This is a genomic window from Streptomyces sp. NPDC001020 (assembly GCF_053599115.1).
The window spans coordinates 1-18079 of sequence record NZ_JBSFLQ010000075.1; the positions used below are offsets into that span (position 1 = coordinate 1).

Genomic DNA, 18079 nt, shown 5'->3' on the forward strand with positions numbered 1-18079 from the left:
CCCGCTCCGCGTGAGCGCTGACTGACCGCTGCGCGGTCAGCACACCCGCCTTGCTGCGCAAGGCGGGTGACGCTCCGTCCGCTGCGCTCCCGGAGCGGTGCGGGGGCGTAGCCCCCGCACACGGTGCCCTGCGCTGCGCTCCGGCCACCGTGTGGCGCTTCGCGCCACGAAGGCCGGCCCCGCGCAGCGGGGCCGGCCAACGGGCCTGCGGCCCGAGCGGTAGCAGGGATACGGCTGCCTCTGTGGGTTCTGAGGGCTTGACGCCGGGTCAGCGTCTACGGGACCAAGTGCTCCCGATTCCCGCAACGTGCAGGGCCAGAGCGGTCAGACCCAGGAGCATGACGTTGACAGACGAGAACGTGTGATTGGTGCTGATCTCGGCCGCGTTGATGAGGAACGCAATGAAGAACAGCACTGCCGCGACTATGCCGAGCATGACGAGCCCCTCTCATAGGAAGTGAACCCCGTATGCCCGGCCACCGCCCCCACAGACATAGGCGGCGCCTCTGATGGGTCCTCAGGCGTGGGCGTGGCGGGTACGTGCCGCCTTGTGCGAGGCGGCGTGATGCGCGGGCCGGCCTGTCGGGGGGACCGCGAGACGCCGCAAGGACAGGTCGGCGGTGGCGAGGAGACCGGTGAAGACGGCCAGGAGGAGGACGGACACCCACATCTGCCGGCTCCCGGGAGCCTGCCAGCCTGTCCAGGCCGCGGAGGCCGCCCACAGCAGGACACCCGCAGCGTAGAAGGAGCGGACGCGGTGCAGCTGCCGCACCGCCCGCAGGAACTGGATACGTTCGGTCTTCGGTGCCATGCGGGCCGTGTACCCCGATGTGCCACGACCATCAGGGTCATCGGAGACTCGCATGTCTGCATCTTGATGTGATGCAGCATGTAGAATTGGCGAAAAACCAGTAGGGGCGGAGCCATGACGATCGATCAGGGAATCCCTGAAGGGATCACCCGAAGAGCCACGTATTTTATTGGGTGCCATGGTTACTGGACTGGTCGTGCCGATATTGAGCAGTACAGGGGCCGATGGATGGAGCACGGGGTTCCTGAAAGTCAGATCGATCGGGTGTCCGCCTTCGAGGCTGTCTGGGGCGGCCTGGCCCTTCCTCCCTCTCCTCACTATGACGGAGGGCCTCGAACACTCCATGGAGACGTACCCGAGGGTCCCGCCCCTGACTGGCACTTCGAAGCCGGCGCGCCGCGTACGGCTCTTCCTTACTCGTTCATGATCGGCCCGAACGGGGAGTTCGGGCTTCATGCCGGAAGGTGGGTGCCCTTGCATGCCAGTGTTGAAGGGTGGGTGGAATCTCTGGCGCTGGCAGATCATGCCCGTAGGTGTGCGCGCACGACCACCACGTTGACGGGCGCTGCCGTAGACGACCTCGAGCTGGACGGGTTTGATGCCGTGCCGGAGGTTGCTGGCCTTGCGGACACCTGGTGGCGCGGCAGCGACTCGCTGATCGCCGTCTACCGCGGCGAAGCCGAGGTCATGGAGGCGCCGCGCTGCCGGACCGCCACCATCTATGCCGGACTGGACGCATGGGGGCTCAGGGGGCTCGACGACATCTACAGACCTTCGAAATAGCCTCATCCTCACCGCCTGAGACCCGCCCGGAAAAGGGAACCACAAATGCAGGCAATCTCGCTCAGAGAACACCAGGTCGACCAGAAGTCGGCCTTCCGTAAATGGATTGGGTTCCCTGCAAGATCGCCTGTGCCCCCGCAGGGTGCTCGGGGCACGATCGTGTCCGCAACCGGATCGGGCAAGACGATCACCGCCGCCGCGTGCGCGCTGGAGTGCTTCCCGGGCGGCCGGGTCCTGGTCACCGTGCCGACCCTGGACCTGCTCGTGCAGACCGCCCAGGCATGGCGCCTGGTGGGCCACCGCTCCCCGATGGTCGCGGTGTGCTCGCTGGAGAACGACCCGGTGCTCAACTCGCTGGGGGTGCGCACCACCACCAACCCGATCCAGCTGGCCCTGTGGGCCGGGTCCAGGCCGGTGGTCGTGTTCGCCACATACGCCTCCCTCGTGGACCGCGAGGACCCGGAGGACCCGTTCGGTCAGGGGAACGTCCGTGGGCCGCTGGAGGCCGCTCTGGCGGGCGGAAGACGGCTCTACGGCCAGCAGATGGCAGGCTTCGACCTCGCGATCGTGGACGAGGCGCACTCAACCGCCGGTGATCTCGGCAGGCCGTGGGCGGCCATCCACGACAACGCCCGGATCCCCGCCGACTTCCGGCTCTACCTCACCGCCACCCCGCGCATCCTCGCCTCACCACGCCCGCAGAAGGGGGCCGAGGGCCAGGAGCTGGAGCTCGCGTCGATGGGCCAGGACTCCGACACCTACGGGCCGTGGCTGGCTGAGCTCGGGCTGTCGGAGGCGATCGAGCGGGGTATCCTCGCCGGGTTCGAGATCGACGTGCTGGAGATCCACGACCCCTCCGCCGTCCTCGGGGAGTCCGAGGATGCGCAGCGGGGCCGGCGCCTGGCGCTCCTGCAGACCGCGCTCCTTGAGCACGCCGCGGCGTACAACTTGCGTACGGTCATGACCTTCCACCAAAGGGTGGAGGAGGCCATGGCGTTCGCGGAGAAACTGCCGCAGACGGCAGCCGAGCTGTACGCAGGCGACGCCTCGGACCATGACCTGGCGGCCGCGGACCGGTTGCCGAAGTCGTCGATCGGCGCGGAGTTCTACGAGCTGGAGGCCGGCCGCCACGTACCCCCGGACCGGGTGTGGTCCGCGTGGCTGTGCGGCGACCACCTCGTCACCGAGCGGCGCGAAGTGCTACGCCAGTTCGCGAACGGCATCGACGCCGCCGGGCGCCGAGTCCACCGCGCCTTCCTCGCCAGCTGCCGCGTCCTCGGGGAAGGCGTCGACATCGTCGGCACCCGGGGAGTGGAAGGCGTCTGCTTCGCCGACACCCGCACCTCCCAAGTCGAGATCGTCCAGAACATCGGCCGGGCGCTCCGCCCGAACCCGGACGGGACCGCGAAAACGGCGCGGATCATCGTGCCGGTCTTCCTCCAGCCCGGCGAGGACCCGCGCGACATGATCGCCTCAGCCTCGTTCGCACCCGTTGTAGCCGTGCTCCAAGGCCTGCGCTCGCACGATGAACGACTCGTGGAGCAGCTCGCCTCCCGTGCCCTCACCAGCGGGAAACGCAAGGTGCACATCCGGCGCGACGAAGACGGGCGGATCATCGGGGCCGACGGCGAGGTGGGCGAGGACCAGGAGCAAGACCACACCGACGCCCCTGCCGAGTCGGCCCTGCTCCGCTTCTCCAGCCCGCGCGATGCAGCGACCATCGCCGCTTTCCTGCGCACCCGGGTCTACCGGCCGGAGTCCCTGGTGTGGCTGGAGGGCTACCGAGCCCTACTGCGATGGCGGGCCGAGAACGAAATCGCCGGCCTGTACGCCGTGCCCTACGACGTCGAGGTCGAAGTGGGCGTGACCAAGGATTTTCCGCTGGGAAGGTGGGTGCACCAGCAGCGGAAGGCGCTGCGGGCCGGGGAGCTCGATCCCCACCGCAAGGAGCTGCTGGACGCACCAGAAGCCGGGATGGTCTGGGAACCGGGCGAGGAAGCGTGGGAGAAGAAACTCGCCACGCTCCGCTCCTACCGGCGCGCCACCGGACACCTCGCCCCCCGCCAAGACGCCATCTGGGAGGATCCGGCCGACGGGACGCTGCTACCGATAGGGCAGCACATGGCCAACCTCCGCAGGAAAGGCGGTCTCGGGAAAGACCCGGAGCGGGCCGCCACGCGCGCGCAGCAGCTGGCCGCGATCGACCCGGACTGGAACTGCCCCTGGCCACTGGACTGGCAACGCCACTACGCCGTACTGCGCGATCTCGCCGCCGACGAACCCCACGGCCGCCTGCCCCACATCGCACCCGGCGTGCAGTTCGAAGGCGACGACATCGGACGGTGGCTGGTGAGGCAACGAGACGCGAGCACCTGGGCGTTGCTTTCGACCGAACAACAGGAACGGCTGACCAAGCTGGGCATCAAGCCCACCGAGGCGCCCTCTCCCGCCCCGGCAGCAACGCGTGCGACCAAGGGCCCGAGCAAGGCGCAGCAGGCATTTCAGCGCGGCCTCGCGGCCCTCACCCAGTACATCGCCCGCGAAGGCAAAACCGTGGTGGGAAGGGGGCACGTTGAAGAGCTGCCGGACGGCACGGTGATCAAGCTGGGTGTGTTTCTGAGCAATCAGAAGGCCAGGCGCGAGCGGCTGGATGCGGAGCAGCGGGCCGCTCTCGCCGAGCTGGGCTACGCCTGGGCTGTGCAGCCTCGCCGTGGATGACGGCGTGCTGACGCGCCAGGACATCCGAACAGCAGCAGCCCGGGGCCCGGGCCTCGGGCGGCATTTGCTGATCAGTTTCCTTGCACCCATTACCAGATAGACCGATGTGCAGGGTGCGGGTCGGGACAGTGCGAGGACAGGGGCAGCTGACGCCGAGTCGGTGGACGTGCTGTTCCTGGCTGCCGGCAGAACGATGGAGTGTTCGAGGTGGTCAGCGGCTGCCGCTGAGGTGGTCTTCGAACGGTGTCCACCACTGAGGCCGTTCCCCGCCCGCAAGGGCAAGCGGCTGGCGCCGGGATGGTGGTGGTCGTCGACCACCGGGCGGCTCGTGCACTACGGATCCGCGGCGATGCGGCTGCACGTAATGCTGCTCGACCGCGACCCACGTGTCCGTGGCCTGGCCACCCGGCCGCTGGAGCTGCGGTGGCGTGAACCGGGCGGCGTGCGGGCGCATGCTCCGCAGTTGATGCTCCGGCTCGCCGACGGTCAGGGGGTGCTGGCGGACTGCACCACCAGGCCGGAGCTTTCGCAGCGGCAGCGGTCCCTGGCCTCGTTGGTCGGGCAGATCTGTGCGGCGGTGAGCTGGCGGTACTGGGTGCTCGGGCCGGTCGACCCGGTCTACCGGCGCAACGTGACTTGGCTGGCCGGATACCGGCACCCGCGGCATCACGGTGGACGGCAGCTGGCCGCCGAGTTGCAGGAGGCGTTCGCCGAGCCGGCGCCGCTGTGGGAGGGCGTACGCGGGATCGGGGATCCAATGCTGGTGCTTCCCGCGCTGTTCCATGCCTTGTGGACGGGACGGCTCGCGGCGGACCTGGGCATGCCGATGCATGAGCGGATGCCGGTGTGGGCGCAGGCGGCAGGGTGAGGACGCGCGGCGGGGTGCCGGGTGGGCCGGTGGTGGAGCTGGGATGCCGGGTGCGGTTCGAGGGGCGGACCTGGACGGTGGCCGCCCTCCTAGGCGGTCAAGTGCGGCTGGTCGCCGAGAACGGCGAGGTAGTGGCGCTGCTGCTGTCGCTACTCGTCGCCGATGCGGGCTTCGAGGTCCTGGATGCGCCAAGACGGTCCAGGGTGCCGCCGCTGGGCTTGCTGGAGTCGCTGCCCGAGGCGGTGCGGGAGCGGGCGCTGACCTGGGAGCGGCATGTGCGGGAGGTGGAGACCGGGCGGCCGGATGGAGGCGACTGCGTGGGGCGTCCGCGGGCGGAGTACGACCCGGACACGCGGACGTTGGCGCAGCGGGAGGAGGCGAAGGCGGCCGAGCTGTCGGCAGCGGGGATGCCCACCAGCGCGGTCACGGTGCGGCGGATGCGGGCCCGGTACCGCCAGGACGGGCTGTGGGGGCTGGTGGACCACCGGGCCACACGGCCGCGGACCACGCTGGGGCGTGCGGACGAGCGGGTGGTGGCGGCCCTGCAGGAGGTGCTGGAGGCCGGTCGGGAACGCTCCAACGGGACGCTGGAGCGCCTGCGGGTGTACACCGAGCGGCTGCTGGCCGAGCGGCACGGGGACGGGGTCGTGCCGCTGCCCTCGAGTGCGACATTCAACCGGCTGGTACACGCTCTCGCCGACGGGCGCGGGCTGCTGGGCAGTGCGCGGCAGCGCCGCTGGCGTTCGGCACGACCGGCTCCGCCGTTCGTGCCGACGACGGTGATGGCGCCGGGCGAGCTGGTGATGATGGACAGCACCCTGCTGGACGCCTTCGTGGTGCTGGACGACGGAGTGGTGGAACGCCCCGAGCTGACCATCGCACTGGACGTGGCGACCCGCAGTATCTGCGCGGCCGTGCTGCGCCCGAAGGGGACCCGCAGTGTGGATGCCGCGCAGTTGCTGGCGCAGATGATGGTCCCAGCGCCGATGCGGCCCACCTGGCCCAAGGCGCTGGCGATGGAAGCGTCGGTGGTCCCCTACGAGCGGCTGCTGAGCATGGACGCCCGGCTGGAAGGTGCCGCGGCACGGCCGGTGATCACCCCGCAGACCATCGTCGTCGACCAGGGGAACGTGTTCATCTCGTCCTCGTTCATCGCCGCGTGCGAGTCCCTGGGCATTTCCGTACAGCCCGCGCCGCCGGGCAACGGGCCCGCCAAGGGGCACGTGGAGCGCACCTTCTCCTCGATCAAGACGCTGTTCGTGCAGCACGTCGCCGGCTACACGGGCGCGCACACCGGTGAGCGCGGGCAGGGGGCCGAAGGCGAGGCGGTATGGACGCTTGCCCAGCTGGCCGAGATGCTCGATGAGTGGATCATCTGCGGGTGGCAGGAGCGCCCCCATGACGGGCTGCGGCACCCGATGATGCCGCACCAAGCTCTGTCGCCGAACGAGATGTGGGCCGCTCTGGTGGCCGTGTGCGGGTACGTCCCGGTGCCGCTCGGGCGCGAGGACTACATCGAGCTGATGCCCATCAAGCGGCAGAAGATCAACGACTACGGCATCCGCATCGACTACCGCACCTACGACCACAAGATCCTCAACCCCTACCGCGGTGAACGCTCTTTGTCGGCGGACGGACTGTGGGAGATCCATTACGCCCCGCACGCGCCCGGCCAGATCTGGGTACGCCTGCCCAAGGCCGGCCAGGCGCAGCAGGCGTGGAGATGGGAGACGGTGCCCTGGATCCACCACACCCTCGTCACCGCCCCGTTCACCGACTTCACCTGGCAGCACATCCGCCGCACGATCACCCGACGCGGCAGCCGCGCCCAGCACGAACACGACCTGGCGCTCGCCCTGCGCGAGTTGCTCGAGCGCTCCGCGGCCGGGCACGGCAGTCGGCGGGAGAAGGTCGTCGCCGCCCGCGCCCGCGCCGGTGCCGCCGCCAACGAGGGCGGTGCGGTATGGGGGATCCTGTACGGCCAGCAGCCGGAAGCTGAGGCGCCTGAGCCTGCCGGCGAGGACGTCTTCGACGACAGTGAGGACGACGAGCAGCCGCTGACCGACGACGGCGCCGTGGGCGCCTGGCCGGCTGAACACGCACAGCCGAGCGACTCCTCAACCGCTCCGGTGCAGGGATTCGGCGTACCTGTCCCGCGCCGCGCCCAGGTCACGGTCTACGACCCCTTCGAGGAATCCCTGCGATGGTGAGCCCGCTCTCGAACGACGCCTCGGGGTTCGCCCCGCTGGCCCCTCCGACCGTATGGCAAGGATGGGACGCCTTCGTTCGCCGTCCCACGGCACCCGCACGCGACGCCGATGACCCCGCCTGGTCCCAGACCGAGCGCGAGGACTACCACTTCGAACTCGCCGTCATGCGCACCCCCGCCATGGACAGCGTGTTCACCGCCGTACGCCGGCTGCTGCTGGTCAACCGCCGCCAGCAAGCCGGCGCTCGCCGCGGACTGATCATCTCCGGACCGGCCACGACGGGTAAGACCACCACGATGATGGCGCTCGGGCGTTCCTTCCAGTTGGCCGACGCCCGCCAGCACCCAGGACAGGCAGAGCGCAGGCCTGTGCTGTTCATCAGCGTGCCGCCGGCTGCCACCCCGAAGATGCTCGTCAGCGAGTTCGCCCGGTTCCTCGGCATGCCCATCACCGACCGCCTCAACCAGACCCAGATCACCGGCGCCGTATGTGACCTTTTATGCGAGCTGGGCACCCAGCTCGTCCTGATCGACGACGTGCACCTCCTGGACACCCAGCGGCGCGCCGGCGCGGAAACCTCCGACCAGCTCAAGTACCTCGGCGAACGCATCCCGGCCACCTTCGTCTACTCCGCGATCGACATCGAGATCTCCTCGCTGCTCAGCGGAGTCCAGCGCGGATCGCCGGCCGGTTCAAAATCTTCCGCCACCGCCCCCTGGCGTATGCGACCGAGCAGGACCGGGCGGTCTGGGACGACCTCGTGCGGGCCATGGAGAACTTGCTGAGGCTGCGCGCGCACCGCCCCGGAACCCTGCTCAAGCACGCCGCCTACCTCCACGCCCGCACCGCAGGGCGGATCGGCAGCCTCTCCCACCTCATCCGCGAAGCCGCCCTGATCGCCATCACCGAAGGCACCGAACGGATCACCAAACAGCTGCTGAGCGAGGTCGAACTTGACGCAGCCGCCGAAACCCAGGCTCGGCCGGGTCGGCCCACACGGCGGAAATAGAAGCATCCGGGGTGGCACAGCAGCGCAGCACGAGGCGCCCAGCCGCACGCCCGCAAGCGGGCCTGCGGGACGCAAGCCGGCAGTCTCCAGACCGTGTCCGCCATGGCCAGCGGCGCGGCAGGACGGGTGGCTCCGCTGCCAGGAGAGCTGACGCTGTCGTTCCTGACCAGGCTCGCCGCCCGCTACCACCTCACCATCCGCGACCTGCTCGCCGCCGCCACCGACATCGGCGGCCTGCGCAACCTCACCGGCATGCTGTACCCGGACAGTGAGATCCGCCTCAACGCCCAGGAGCGCGCCCGCGTTGCCATGCTGTGCCGCGTTCCACCGCGGGTGCTCGAGCGGGCCCTGCCCGCGTGGAGGCGGGAAGAGCCATGCGGCAGGTACGGAGCCGGCCCGGTCGGGCGGCTGATGCGCGGCGAGGAGGCCGTCGCCGCCTGGGGCCCGGCATGCCCCGCATGCACCACCGCCCGTACCGGACGCCGCGTGCCCGCACGCCAGTACCTGGCACCCGAGGAGCGGGTCAGCGCACGCCACCGGAACTGGCTCCTGTAGGTGCCCCACACCAGCGGCCTGCCCGTGCCTCTTGGCCGGTGCCCGGAGGTGATCGAAGCCCAGCAACGGCATGTCCGGCTGCGCTGGCCGAGCACCGGGGGCACCGCCGGTCAGCCGCCCGTGCGGCCGCGACCCGAGGGGCCCAACCCGCTCAACCGGGACGAGTACATCCTGCATGTACTCAAGCGCGTCTGAATCGGCACCGGACCGCGCCCGTGCGGCATGAGAGCCTTCTGGTCGTTCGATGTTGATGTCGCAATCCACACCGAACCCGGAAGGCCCTCACTCGTTCAAGATCACCCCACCGTGAGCCCTGTCACCAACCTCTGTGGACAGAACATCTAGGACAGGAAGCGTTCACCTCCCTCACCTGGCGGCAGGGCTCGCGCGGCGAGTTATGCTCCCGCTTCGCTGCCGTGCGGTTCCGCCCCGCCGGTAACGCCGTCGAGCGTCCGACCCGGGCCGCCGCCTCGGCCGAACAGGGCTGGTGGGACGGCACCGTGCCCGACTGCTGGCTGCTGGTCGAGTGGCCCGAAGACGCCGACACTCCCACCGATTTACTGGCTCTCCAACCTGCCAAACGACACGCCGATCACCGACCTGGTCCGGCTGGCCAAGGTTCGATGGCGCATCGAGCACGACTACCGTGAACTCAAGCACGGCTTGGGCCTGGACCACTTCGACGGCCGTTCCTGGCCCGGCTGGCACCACCACGTCACCCTCGTGACCGCCGCCCACGCGTTCCTCACCGAACAACGGCTGGCCCCAAAAGCACCCGCACGGGCCTCACTCTCTACCAGACCCTCGACGCTCTCCAGGACGTCCTGGGGTGCTGGACCGGCCTGCCACCAGCCCCTCCCCAGCAGGCCACACACGCCACCAAGATCGAGACAGGCCTAGAAGCCGTTGTCGTACCGAACTTGAGCGGCAAGTTTTCCCAGCTCAGGCATGATGCCGGGGCTGGGGAGGCAGGCTAGGGCGGTCGGGTTGTCTCGTCGGTGGAGGTGCCGGGATGGCGTCGGTCGTGGGGCTGTTGGAGGAGCGGGAGCTGGCCGCGCGGGAGCGTGTGGAGGGGCTGCGGGAGGAGGCGGACCGGGTGCTGGCCGAACTCGCGGAGGCGGAAACGGACTGGCAGGAGTGGCTGATCGCCCGGCAGCGCGTGGGCGAGGTCCTGTCCGTGCCGCGAATCGGCGAGGCTGAAGTGGCCGGCCCGGTCCGGGCGGAGGATCCTTCCGTGCCCGGGCGGGGGCCCGAGCCGTCGGCGGACGCGCCCGCCGTGGTGTCTGCCCCTGGGGCTGCGCGGGCGGGTTCGATCGTTCCGGTATGGCGGCCCGCGCTGACAGCCTCCGTACTCGCCCTGGACTACCAGCGCATTCGTCTCGACACCGACGCACTCGGTGCGGCCGTGGGAGCCTGGCTGGCTCACCGCCATACCGCCGCAGCCCCCGGCAGGCGACGGGTGATCGCCGTGGACGGCAAGGCACTGCGCGGCTCCGCCCGCCTGGACCAGCCCCGCCGGCACCTGCTGTCCGCCGTCACCCACGGCTGCCCGGTCACCCTCGCCCAGGCTGAGGTTGGGTCCAAGACCAACGAGACACGGCACTTCCAGCCCCTGCTCGCACCGCTCGACCTGGACGGAGACGTGGTCACCTTCGACGCGCTGCACTCCGTGAAGGCCAATGTCACCTGGCTGGCCGAGACCAAGAAGGCGCACTACGTGGCCGTGATCAAGCCCAATCAGCCCACCGCCTGGGCCCAACTGGACGGTCTGGACTGGCATGCGGTGGCCATCCAGCACACCGCCTCGAACAAGGGACACGGCCGTCGCGAGTCCCGCTCGATCAAGACTCTCGCCATCGCCGACAACCTTGGCGGCATCGCCTTCCCCCACGCGAAACTCGCCCTCCGCGTCCACCGCCGCCGCAAAGAGACCGGCAGGAAGGAGACCCGCGAGACCGTCTACGCGGTCACCAGCCTCGACGCCCACCAGGCGAAACCGGCCGAACTCGCCTCCCACCTGCGCGGCCACTGGACCGTGGAAGCCCAGCACCACATCCGCGACCGTACCTTCGCCGAAGACGCCTCCACCGTCCACGCCGGCAACGCACCCCGCGCCATGGCCACCCTCCGCAACCTCGCGATCGGAGCCCTCAAAGCCCTCGGAGCGACCAACATCGCGAAGACCACCCGCGCCATCCGCGACCAACCCGAACGAGCCCTCCCCATCCTCGGCATTACCAACAACTCCGACCACAACGGAACTTGATCAAGCCCTGGCTTTTCGGTGCTGACCGAGCCGTCGCGGTTGTAGGTGGCCTGGAAGGAGCCTGCGACTGAGTCGGTTATGCGCGTGGGCAGACCGCGCGGCTCGACGGTGTCGTCGTAGGTGTAGGTGACTTGTGGCCGGAGGCACCCGACCCCACCTCCCGCACATCGAAAAGACCCGCTACCTCATCGCGAAATCGACAGATTTCAGCCTTCATCCCACACCTGACCCTCGGGCGCCGGTCCGAACAGAAAGCGATGATAGGTAATACGAGAAATTATAATCGCGAATATCGCTGTCTTTTGGCTTTCTCTTGCACCGGGAAGGCCCCAACCTTGATGCTGATGAAGCGTGAAGTGAAACCATTTCGGTTCTCACTTCTTTTCTTCTCACGTGAGGAGTGAAGTGTGCTGAACGGTTCGAAGAGCCGGGCCGGCGTCTTGGCAGCGATCGGCATCATGGCATCGGGTGGGTTGCTCGCAGCAGCATCTCCTGTGTCCGCAGCCGTCACCTGGGCAACTCCCGCCACCGTGACTGCGAGCGCACCCGAGGCTGCGCCCACGAGCGACACCGTCATCCGTCCCCGGGCAACGCTGTGTAAGAACCAGGCGTGGACGTCGGGTAACGGGCGGGCCATCCTGCGGATGCAGTCCGACGGAAACCTCGTGCTGTACAAGAACGGCCGACCGGCGTGGCAGGCCCCGAACGCCTGGAGCCGCGGCAACTGCGCCGTCTTCCAGGAAGACGGAAACTTCGTGGTGTACACCGCCGCCGGCTCGCCCGTATGGGCATCGGGGACCTGGCGCAAAGGCGCCTATCTCGCCGTGCAGGACGACGGCAACCTCGTCATCTACAACAGTTCCCACCGGCCGGTCTGGGCCACCAACACCGGAGACTGACACACCCCCAGACGTGACGGCGCGCCCGTCCCAAGTGGGCCCTCCTGGCTACTGGTGATCCCCTTGGAGGCCGCGGCCGGTTCACCCGTGGTGAACCGGCCGCGCAAAAGCCTGAGCAGTGCTCGACTACGGCCAGATCAAGGCGCCTGCGACGGCAGTACTGATGACGGCAGCCCGCCGAAACAGGCTGGCAGCCGACTCCGAACACCCTGGACTGAAGCGGTAACGCGGCGATCCAGGGTGCCCCGCCGAGTGGCACAGGATGGGTCGGCGGCCCAGACGGGACCTGAGCATCGAGCGAACGTCACGGACGATGCACGTTCGACGGCCAGCCGTGTCGCACGCTCACGCAGTTCGTCGGAGTACTTCCGGGGTGCAGCCATGACGGAGATCCTTCCGGGTCTTCGGTGTCTCCATCAAACCCGGGGCGATTCACTTCTTCAAGGCACACCAGGTACCCAGGAGGCGCTGGAAGGCACTGGTCACGTCTACGTACTCGCGATCACCGGCGCTGCGACATACGTGAAGATCGGCTCCACGGGACAACCTCGTTCCCGCCTTGAGGCGTTGCGCACTGAAGCCCACCGTCAAGGAGGGGCCATCACCCAGGCGTGGCTTTCTCCAGCACATCCCACCTATAGGGGCACCGAAGCTCACACCCTCAAAAGCTGTCGCGCGATCTCGCCGTCAAGCAGCCCACGGAGCGAGTACTTTCCCGCTCTCGACTTCCCTACAGCGCGACGTGAGGCCGTCAAAGCCTTTCTGGGCATCCGTGACGTCTCCCGGGTTTCGACAACGACTCCAGCCGCAGGCCAGTACCAGCCGATCCCCAGTCATGTCTCACGCAGACTGTCGCCCAGCGCATGGGATGAATGCTGGCGGGAGCTGGAGTTCTTCCGTCGAGGCGCAGCCGCTTTCGCAGGCGAAATAGCGTCCCGTCGAGACCAAGCCACGTGCCCGCGTCACTTTCGGACGCTTTCAGCGCACTGTTCCAGCCCTCGGCGCCAGTGATTCATATGTTCGCGCGACGCCCTTCGTCGTGAGTCGAGCGCTCTGGGGCTTCGCGTGCTTCGTGCAGCATGCAAATGCTGCACTTCACCATGCATGACCACACTCGTGGCTCACAGGACGGTGCCGTGCAGGGCGCGGCGGTCGCCTGACATGGCGTAGCGGCGGGCAGCGAGTCCGCGGTCGGGGTGGCGCCGATCTGCTCGCAGAGCAGCGCCAGGACGTCGGCGGCTTCGGTGTCGGAGAGGTAGGCCGGGGCGACTTCGAGCATCAGCTCGCCGATCTTGTGGTTGATGGCGGCGAGGTCGTCGACGATGGCGCGCGCCGCGGCGACGGTCGGGTCCGCCGGCAGATCGGCGGGCGGTGGGGGCGGCGCGGTGTGGACGTCGCGGACGGCCTGGCGGACCACGGCGCGCACCGTGGCGGTGTCGAGGGTCTGGAGGCCGCTGTGGGCGAGCGTGGCGAGTCGGCGGGTGATCAGCTCCGCGACGGTGTCCGTACGGTTGACGGCGATCAGGGCGCGCTGGGACAGGCTGTAGTCGAGTGCGGCCGCGGCGTCGGGACCGCTGTCTCGCGTGCGAGACACCTCAGTGCCGGCGGCGACCGCGCCGTGGATCGCGGTCAAGGCGCTCGCGACTCCAGGAGCCGGTACGCCTGCGCCCGGCTGATGCCGAACTCCGCCCAGCAGTACGACTCCCAGCTGCTGTGCCCGAGCGGCACCCAGACCCGGGCGGCGTGCGCGTCGCGGACCCGGGCAGCGAACACCGCCGCGGAGCGCCGGACGTCGTCCATCGCCTCGCGCAGCCCGGCCGTCATCTCCCGGGCGCGGGCCGCGGTCAGCGGCGGCCGCGCCGGTTCGGCGCCGTGCTCCTGTTCCTCGTTGTGCTCGCCCACAACCCCATCGTCCTCCGCACCGACCGGCTCCACCAGGGCGTGCGAAAGCACCGGCGCGAGCCCCGCCTCACACCCTCACAGCCTCATAGCTCACCTCGTCTACCTGGGGAAACAGGCTGCGAGCCTTATAGACCTCACAGCGTGACACCGTGGGCGCGCGGGTCTGTCACGCTGATCCGCGACGGCGGGCGCGGGCCCCGCCGCAGACGCGAGGGGGCCAGGTGGCGGGGATTGAGCGGGAGCCGGCGGAGGTGCGGATACCCAAGACGGCGCTGGACGCCTTCGCCGCAGCGCTGAGCGTGCGCACGGTGGCGATGCGGACCTGGCCCGACGGCATCGAGTGGATGTACCCGGTGGGCACGTGGGACGAGGCGCACCTGGAGGTGGCACTCATGCCCGGCGGCGAGGAGGTGTGGCTGCGGATGTCCACCGACCGCTCCAGCGTCGCCGTGTGGACCATCGAGCAGTGGTGGCCCCCGGGGAGCTGCCCGGCTCGACGCCGCCGCAAGCCTGAGACGCGAAGCCCAAGGTGGTTCGGCCGGCGCACGAACGGCAGCGGTCAGCGTGGCTCCGGCGGGAAACGAGGTCGTTGAGCATCTGGAAGCGACCACGACGTCGTCAGGCCACCGGCCGCACCGTAGGCCCTGTGGTGGGGCGCTGGCCGCCGTAGCAACGCGAACGAGGACCGATGCCGAAGAAGCCCGCCCACGACCCAACGTATGGCTATGACCACGACACGCGGACCGTGCGCGTCGAACACCATGATCTGGCGCGGCTGCTGTTGATGTTCCGCTCGCTGATGCGCGACCAGAAGCCGGGCTCGTGGGATCACATGAGGGACTACGACTTGTCCTTCGAGCGCCTCGCGGACGCGGTCGACGCTGGTTCGCAGATCCGGTACGGCAAGCGCTGGCAGGGGCCTGATCTGCGAATGCGCTGCACCACGACCGAGCCGGTCTACGACTGGCCCGACGGCGCCCCGTACGACGGGGAGGCGACGTTCACCTGAAACGTGCCGGGCTACGGCTCGCACGCCAGCGAGGACGACCAGGTCCAGCCGTACTCGAACACGGCGCTGTGCGGGTTCAGCTGGGCGAAGGGCGACAGGCCGCGCCGGCACGGCTACGCGTTGCCGCTCGGGTGGCAACGGGTGGATGCGGCCGTGGCTACGATGCGAAACCCCTGACCCCGGCAGTTGCGATGCCGGGGTCAGGGCGTTGTCGTCACGGGTGGCTATCCGAGCCAGGTGATGGTGAGGACGGACAGGCGGCGCAGGGGGCGGTTCACCCAGTAGGTGAGGGAGAGCTGGCCGACGGAGGCGTGGCGGACGTCCTCGCCCTCGGGGTCGTCGGCGTTCCACTGCCGAAAGCCCCACGGGTCGCTGGCGGCGGCGTCCAGGACGTCCCACACCAGGTCTTCGACGTGCTCCCGGGCAGGGTGTCGAGGACCTTCGCGGCTGGGGCGGAGAAGCGGACCGCGTACGGCTGCTGTGCGGTCACCGGCGCCTTCCCCGTAGCTCCGCCATGTCGATGAAGTGGCTGTCGTCGTAGCCGGAGGCGACGAACGCGTCGACGGCCGGGGCGGAGGCGAGGCGGCCCTGCCAGTCCTGGACGACCTGGTACAGCCCGCCGAGGGAGAACGTGCGCCGCGATTCCTCGAGGGCGGCCGCCCACTCCCGCTCGAAGGCCGGCACCCAGGTGTCGGCGCGCCGGTCGGCGCGCAGCTGGGCGAGGAGTTCGGCCGGCGCTCCCGGTGCGGGGGCGTACGGCGTGATGGGGGCGTGGTCGGGCTGCGCGCTCATCTGGTCCTCCCGGCGGGTCGTCACCTCACGGTACGCGCGCCGGGTGGCCGTGGATGCGGGTATGGACGGATCCCCTTCTACCGGGCGCTCTGCAGGACGATATGGCCGAACCCGAACTCCGGTCGGCGGGTGGCGTAGCGGAAGCCGGTCAGGATGGTGCCGAGGGCGGTGTCCATCGTCGACCTGACCACCTCGTAGCGGACAACGGCCTCGTCGTCCGTCCGGTCGGCTTCGACCATGTCGAGCGCCGCGCGGTCGAGCCGGGCGTGAGGCAGCCAGTCGACGACGACCTGGGCGTCGTCGTTGATGTAGACCACGACGCCGCCGTGGTCTTCGTCCGTGAGCGGTTCGGGCGGTGCCACGTGCAGGCCGGCGGTGGCCAGGTCGAGCCGCACCTGTTCGAGGAGGAGCTCGAGGGCGACCGGAGCAAGCCCCTCGGTCAGGTGGAGGAGGGTGGCTGCTTCCTCCTCCTGGCGCTGGTAGTCGTCGGCGGCCTGACGGTTCGCCGCCCGTTCGGCTTCGTTCTTCGGGTCCGGGTATGGCTAATGAGCCGAAGCTCAGGAGTTGTCACCAGCCGGGTCGGATGAGCTGGCCAATGGGATCCGTCGAAGCAGTCTGGTTGTCACAGGCGGGGCGTCCGACTTGTCACACACGCTCATTCAGCAGTCCTTCTGTCACCAGAAGCGAAGACACGCGCTGCGTTTGGAAAGGCACTTGAAGCCAAAGGTGTCCGGCCGGGACTCGCACCGGCCGGACACCCTTGCGTACCTCGCGCCGTCTCACCTGACCAGGAACTTCACCGAACCGAAGTGATCGACGCCGTTTTGACCCGGTTCGAAAAAGGCCACGACCGCACCGTCCTGGCAGTTCGTACCCCGGTACAGAACGGCAAGGCGGTCGGTGTGGTTGGTCGGCCGGTTTGCTTCAGCCTGCGTGTTGTAGCAGCGACCATCCTCGGGATCGGGCAGCTCGAATCCCTGCCACCACCCGTCCACGTAGTAGACGAAAGATCCTCGCGCCGCCTGGGCGGGCGTCGCGAACACCGTGCACAAGGCCGCGGCGGCAACGGCCACAACCAGCGTCTTTCGGAGGTTCTTCATGAAATCGCTCCCTCAGGGACGTCTTGCGGGCGGCCAGTTTGTCCGCCCCGGATACGCCCGCGGGGCGACCGTCACCCGAATGGCCGTGGAGGAAACGATCCCGCCTCACTCACCGGAGCTACCCCTCGCCCTACTCCACATCGGTCAGATCGTCGCAAGGGATCCGCCATGGACGTTCATGATCTTCCCCAACGCCGCTGCCACTGAAGTGCTGGCCTGCACCGGCGTTGCCAGAAGTGTCCCGTCGCACCGCAGTTGTCTGTTGGTCTTGTCCTGAGCTGCAGGTTTGCCGGGATGATTGCGAGCGCCTCTCCTCGGATTCTCAGCGAAGCCGGCTTCTGCGGAATGTCCAGAGGCCGTGAGTATCGACGACTCAGCCCAAGGAGGAGAAGAATCCCTTGGGGCCTGCAACGGAGTGGATTACGGTGTGGTGATGAGTGCTGAAGAGGAACCGGTCGAACACGAAGACCGGTGGGCCCTGAGTCTTCGAGGCCTGAGTGTTGTCAGGATCAGCATCGACTTCCGGCTGACCCTCGTCCTGGACACGGGGTGGGAAGTTGTGCTGGAAGCACCAGCTCAGCTCTCGGCAGGGTCACTCCGCACCAATCCTGGCCTGCCTTTGAGGCCGGAGTCCCAGGACGTGGCTGCGGCTCTTCCACTGTTCGGAGCGAAGGTCCTGTCCGCGGTCGCGTTCAAGTCCGGTGCCTTGCGCATGGTGTTCGACAGCGGCACGCATCTAACCTGTTCGTCCGACGCATCGTTCGAAGCCTGGCAGATCACAGGACCAGGAGGATGGCGCTTCGTATCGCCGCCCGGCGGAGACCTCGCCGTCTGGTCTGGCTCCGGAACGGGTGAGAATCCGCGAGATCAGATTGCGAAGCACTGAGAATCTGCCACCTACGACGCGACGAGACAAGAAGCCCGGCTCCGGCAGAGCTGGGATCCAACTCGAGGTGACAACAAGGGCGCCTTTGTGACATCTATCGTGCTTCGACTCACCGCCTGATCCTCGCGAAGCTAACGACCTCGGGGGAAATTGAGATCTGGGCGTGCTGGCCTCACAGTTCGGCTGGTGTGTGATCAGCAAGCGGTGCCACGGGCGAGGACCAGTTCGGTGCTCGTCTCGCGGCGGGTGGGTCGCTGGGCGGCGCGATCGG

At 68.7% G+C, this 18079-nt stretch carries 22 protein-coding genes and 1 pseudogene; 14 read left to right on the forward strand and 9 right to left on the reverse strand.

Annotated elements, in window-relative coordinates; genetic code table 11:
• Positions 1–268 precede the first annotated feature (268 nt).
• Positions 269–436 (reverse strand): hypothetical protein, encoded by a 168-nt coding sequence (locus ACWDEX_RS36215; RefSeq protein WP_165939570.1) that lies wholly within the window; start codon positions 434–436, stop codon positions 269–271.
• An 81-nt stretch (positions 437–517) separates the two neighbouring features.
• Positions 518–811 carry a hypothetical protein gene (locus ACWDEX_RS36220; RefSeq protein WP_450468791.1) on the reverse strand — a complete coding sequence of 98 codons (294 nt, stop codon included), beginning with the start codon at positions 809–811 and terminating at the stop codon, positions 518–520.
• Positions 812–925: 114 nt separating this feature from the next.
• Here ACWDEX_RS36220 and ACWDEX_RS36225 point away from each other — a divergent pair, with 114 nt between their 5' ends.
• The 10 genes and pseudogenes from ACWDEX_RS36225 (at position 926) to ACWDEX_RS36270 (ending at position 11220) form a co-directional block, all read left to right on the forward strand.
• Complete coding sequence (locus ACWDEX_RS36225) at positions 926–1594, forward strand: hypothetical protein (protein WP_450468793.1); 669 nt, start codon at positions 926–928, stop codon at positions 1592–1594.
• A 45-nt stretch (positions 1595–1639) separates the two neighbouring features.
• Complete coding sequence (locus tag ACWDEX_RS36230; protein ID WP_450468795.1) at positions 1640–4312, forward strand: Helicase associated domain protein; 2673 nt, start codon at positions 1640–1642, stop codon at positions 4310–4312.
• A gap of 193 nt (positions 4313–4505) precedes the next feature.
• Positions 4506–5180 (forward strand): TnsA-like heteromeric transposase endonuclease subunit, encoded by a 675-nt coding sequence (locus ACWDEX_RS36235; protein ID WP_450468830.1) that lies wholly within the window; start codon positions 4506–4508, stop codon positions 5178–5180.
• A gap of 29 nt (positions 5181–5209) precedes the next feature.
• The gene (locus ACWDEX_RS36240) at positions 5210–7390 is read left to right on the forward strand and encodes a transposase (protein WP_450468797.1); all 2181 of its coding nucleotides are present in this window, start codon (positions 5210–5212) and stop codon (positions 7388–7390) included.
• Positions 7384–8175, forward strand: coding sequence for an ATP-binding protein (locus tag ACWDEX_RS36245; RefSeq protein WP_450468799.1), 792 nt, complete (start codon positions 7384–7386; stop codon positions 8173–8175). Before ACWDEX_RS36240 ends, ACWDEX_RS36245 begins: the two co-directional genes overlap by 7 nt.
• Positions 8160–8399 carry a hypothetical protein gene (locus ACWDEX_RS36250; protein WP_450468801.1) on the forward strand — a complete coding sequence of 80 codons (240 nt, stop codon included), beginning with the start codon at positions 8160–8162 and terminating at the stop codon, positions 8397–8399. Before ACWDEX_RS36245 ends, ACWDEX_RS36250 begins: the two co-directional genes overlap by 16 nt.
• A 102-nt stretch (positions 8400–8501) precedes the next feature.
• On the forward strand, positions 8502–8954 hold the full coding sequence (locus ACWDEX_RS36255) for a TniQ family protein (protein WP_450468803.1): 453 nt from the start codon (positions 8502–8504) through the stop codon (positions 8952–8954).
• Positions 8955–9149 (forward strand): hypothetical protein, encoded by a 195-nt coding sequence (locus ACWDEX_RS36260; RefSeq protein ID WP_450468804.1) that lies wholly within the window; start codon positions 8955–8957, stop codon positions 9147–9149.
• A gap of 149 nt (positions 9150–9298) precedes the next feature.
• Positions 9299–9776, forward strand: a pseudogene (locus ACWDEX_RS36265) (transposase); the annotation flags it as partial.
• Positions 9777–9966: 190 nt separating this feature from the next.
• Positions 9967–11220, forward strand: coding sequence for an ISAs1 family transposase (locus tag ACWDEX_RS36270; RefSeq protein ID WP_450468806.1), 1254 nt, complete (start codon positions 9967–9969; stop codon positions 11218–11220).
• Between the two features lie 277 nt (positions 11221–11497).
• Here ACWDEX_RS36270 and ACWDEX_RS36275 read toward each other — a convergent pair whose 3' ends face one another.
• Positions 11498–11782, reverse strand: a complete 285-nt coding sequence (locus ACWDEX_RS36275; RefSeq protein ID WP_450468808.1) for a hypothetical protein — start codon at positions 11780–11782, stop codon at positions 11498–11500.
• Between the two features lie 82 nt (positions 11783–11864).
• Here ACWDEX_RS36275 and ACWDEX_RS36280 point away from each other — a divergent pair, with 82 nt between their 5' ends.
• The gene (locus tag ACWDEX_RS36280) at positions 11865–12119 is read left to right on the forward strand and encodes a hypothetical protein (RefSeq protein ID WP_450468810.1); all 255 of its coding nucleotides are present in this window, start codon (positions 11865–11867) and stop codon (positions 12117–12119) included.
• Between the two features lie 1012 nt (positions 12120–13131).
• Here the strand turns inward: ACWDEX_RS36280 and ACWDEX_RS36285 are convergent.
• Both ACWDEX_RS36285 and ACWDEX_RS36290 read right to left on the reverse strand, forming a co-directional pair.
• A complete protein-coding gene (locus ACWDEX_RS36285; protein ID WP_450468812.1) occupies positions 13132–13752 on the reverse strand; it encodes a hypothetical protein in 621 nt (206 codons plus the stop codon).
• Positions 13749–14021 carry a hypothetical protein gene (locus tag ACWDEX_RS36290; RefSeq protein WP_450468814.1) on the reverse strand — a complete coding sequence of 91 codons (273 nt, stop codon included), beginning with the start codon at positions 14019–14021 and terminating at the stop codon, positions 13749–13751. Before ACWDEX_RS36290 ends, ACWDEX_RS36285 begins: the two co-directional genes overlap by 4 nt.
• Positions 14022–14242: 221 nt before the next feature.
• Here ACWDEX_RS36290 and ACWDEX_RS36295 point away from each other — a divergent pair, with 221 nt between their 5' ends.
• Together ACWDEX_RS36295 and ACWDEX_RS36300 are read left to right on the forward strand one after the other, a co-directional pair.
• Positions 14243–14614 (forward strand): hypothetical protein, encoded by a 372-nt coding sequence (locus tag ACWDEX_RS36295; protein WP_450468816.1) that lies wholly within the window; start codon positions 14243–14245, stop codon positions 14612–14614.
• 95 nt (positions 14615–14709) lie between these two features.
• Positions 14710–15030 (forward strand): hypothetical protein, encoded by a 321-nt coding sequence (locus tag ACWDEX_RS36300; protein WP_450468818.1) that lies wholly within the window; start codon positions 14710–14712, stop codon positions 15028–15030.
• 224 nt (positions 15031–15254) lie between these two features.
• On the opposite strand, the gene ACWDEX_RS36305 is transcribed toward ACWDEX_RS36300, so the two are convergent.
• From ACWDEX_RS36305 to ACWDEX_RS36320, 4 genes are all read right to left on the reverse strand, one after another.
• Positions 15255–15431 carry a hypothetical protein gene (locus ACWDEX_RS36305; RefSeq protein ID WP_450468820.1) on the reverse strand — a complete coding sequence of 59 codons (177 nt, stop codon included), beginning with the start codon at positions 15429–15431 and terminating at the stop codon, positions 15255–15257.
• Between the two features lie 85 nt (positions 15432–15516).
• Positions 15517–15822: a DUF6247 family protein gene (locus ACWDEX_RS36310; protein ID WP_450468822.1), complete on the reverse strand. Its 306-nt coding sequence runs from the start codon at positions 15820–15822 to the stop codon at positions 15517–15519.
• 77 nt (positions 15823–15899) lie between these two features.
• A complete protein-coding gene (locus ACWDEX_RS36315; protein ID WP_450468824.1) occupies positions 15900–16217 on the reverse strand; it encodes a hypothetical protein in 318 nt (105 codons plus the stop codon).
• A gap of 384 nt (positions 16218–16601) precedes the next feature.
• Positions 16602–16922, reverse strand: coding sequence for a hypothetical protein (locus ACWDEX_RS36320; RefSeq protein WP_450468826.1), 321 nt, complete (start codon positions 16920–16922; stop codon positions 16602–16604).
• Between the two features lie 433 nt (positions 16923–17355).
• Here ACWDEX_RS36320 and ACWDEX_RS36325 point away from each other — a divergent pair, with 433 nt between their 5' ends.
• The gene (locus ACWDEX_RS36325) at positions 17356–17808 is read left to right on the forward strand and encodes a DUF6188 family protein (protein WP_450468828.1); all 453 of its coding nucleotides are present in this window, start codon (positions 17356–17358) and stop codon (positions 17806–17808) included.
• Positions 17809–18079: the final 271 nt, after the last annotated feature.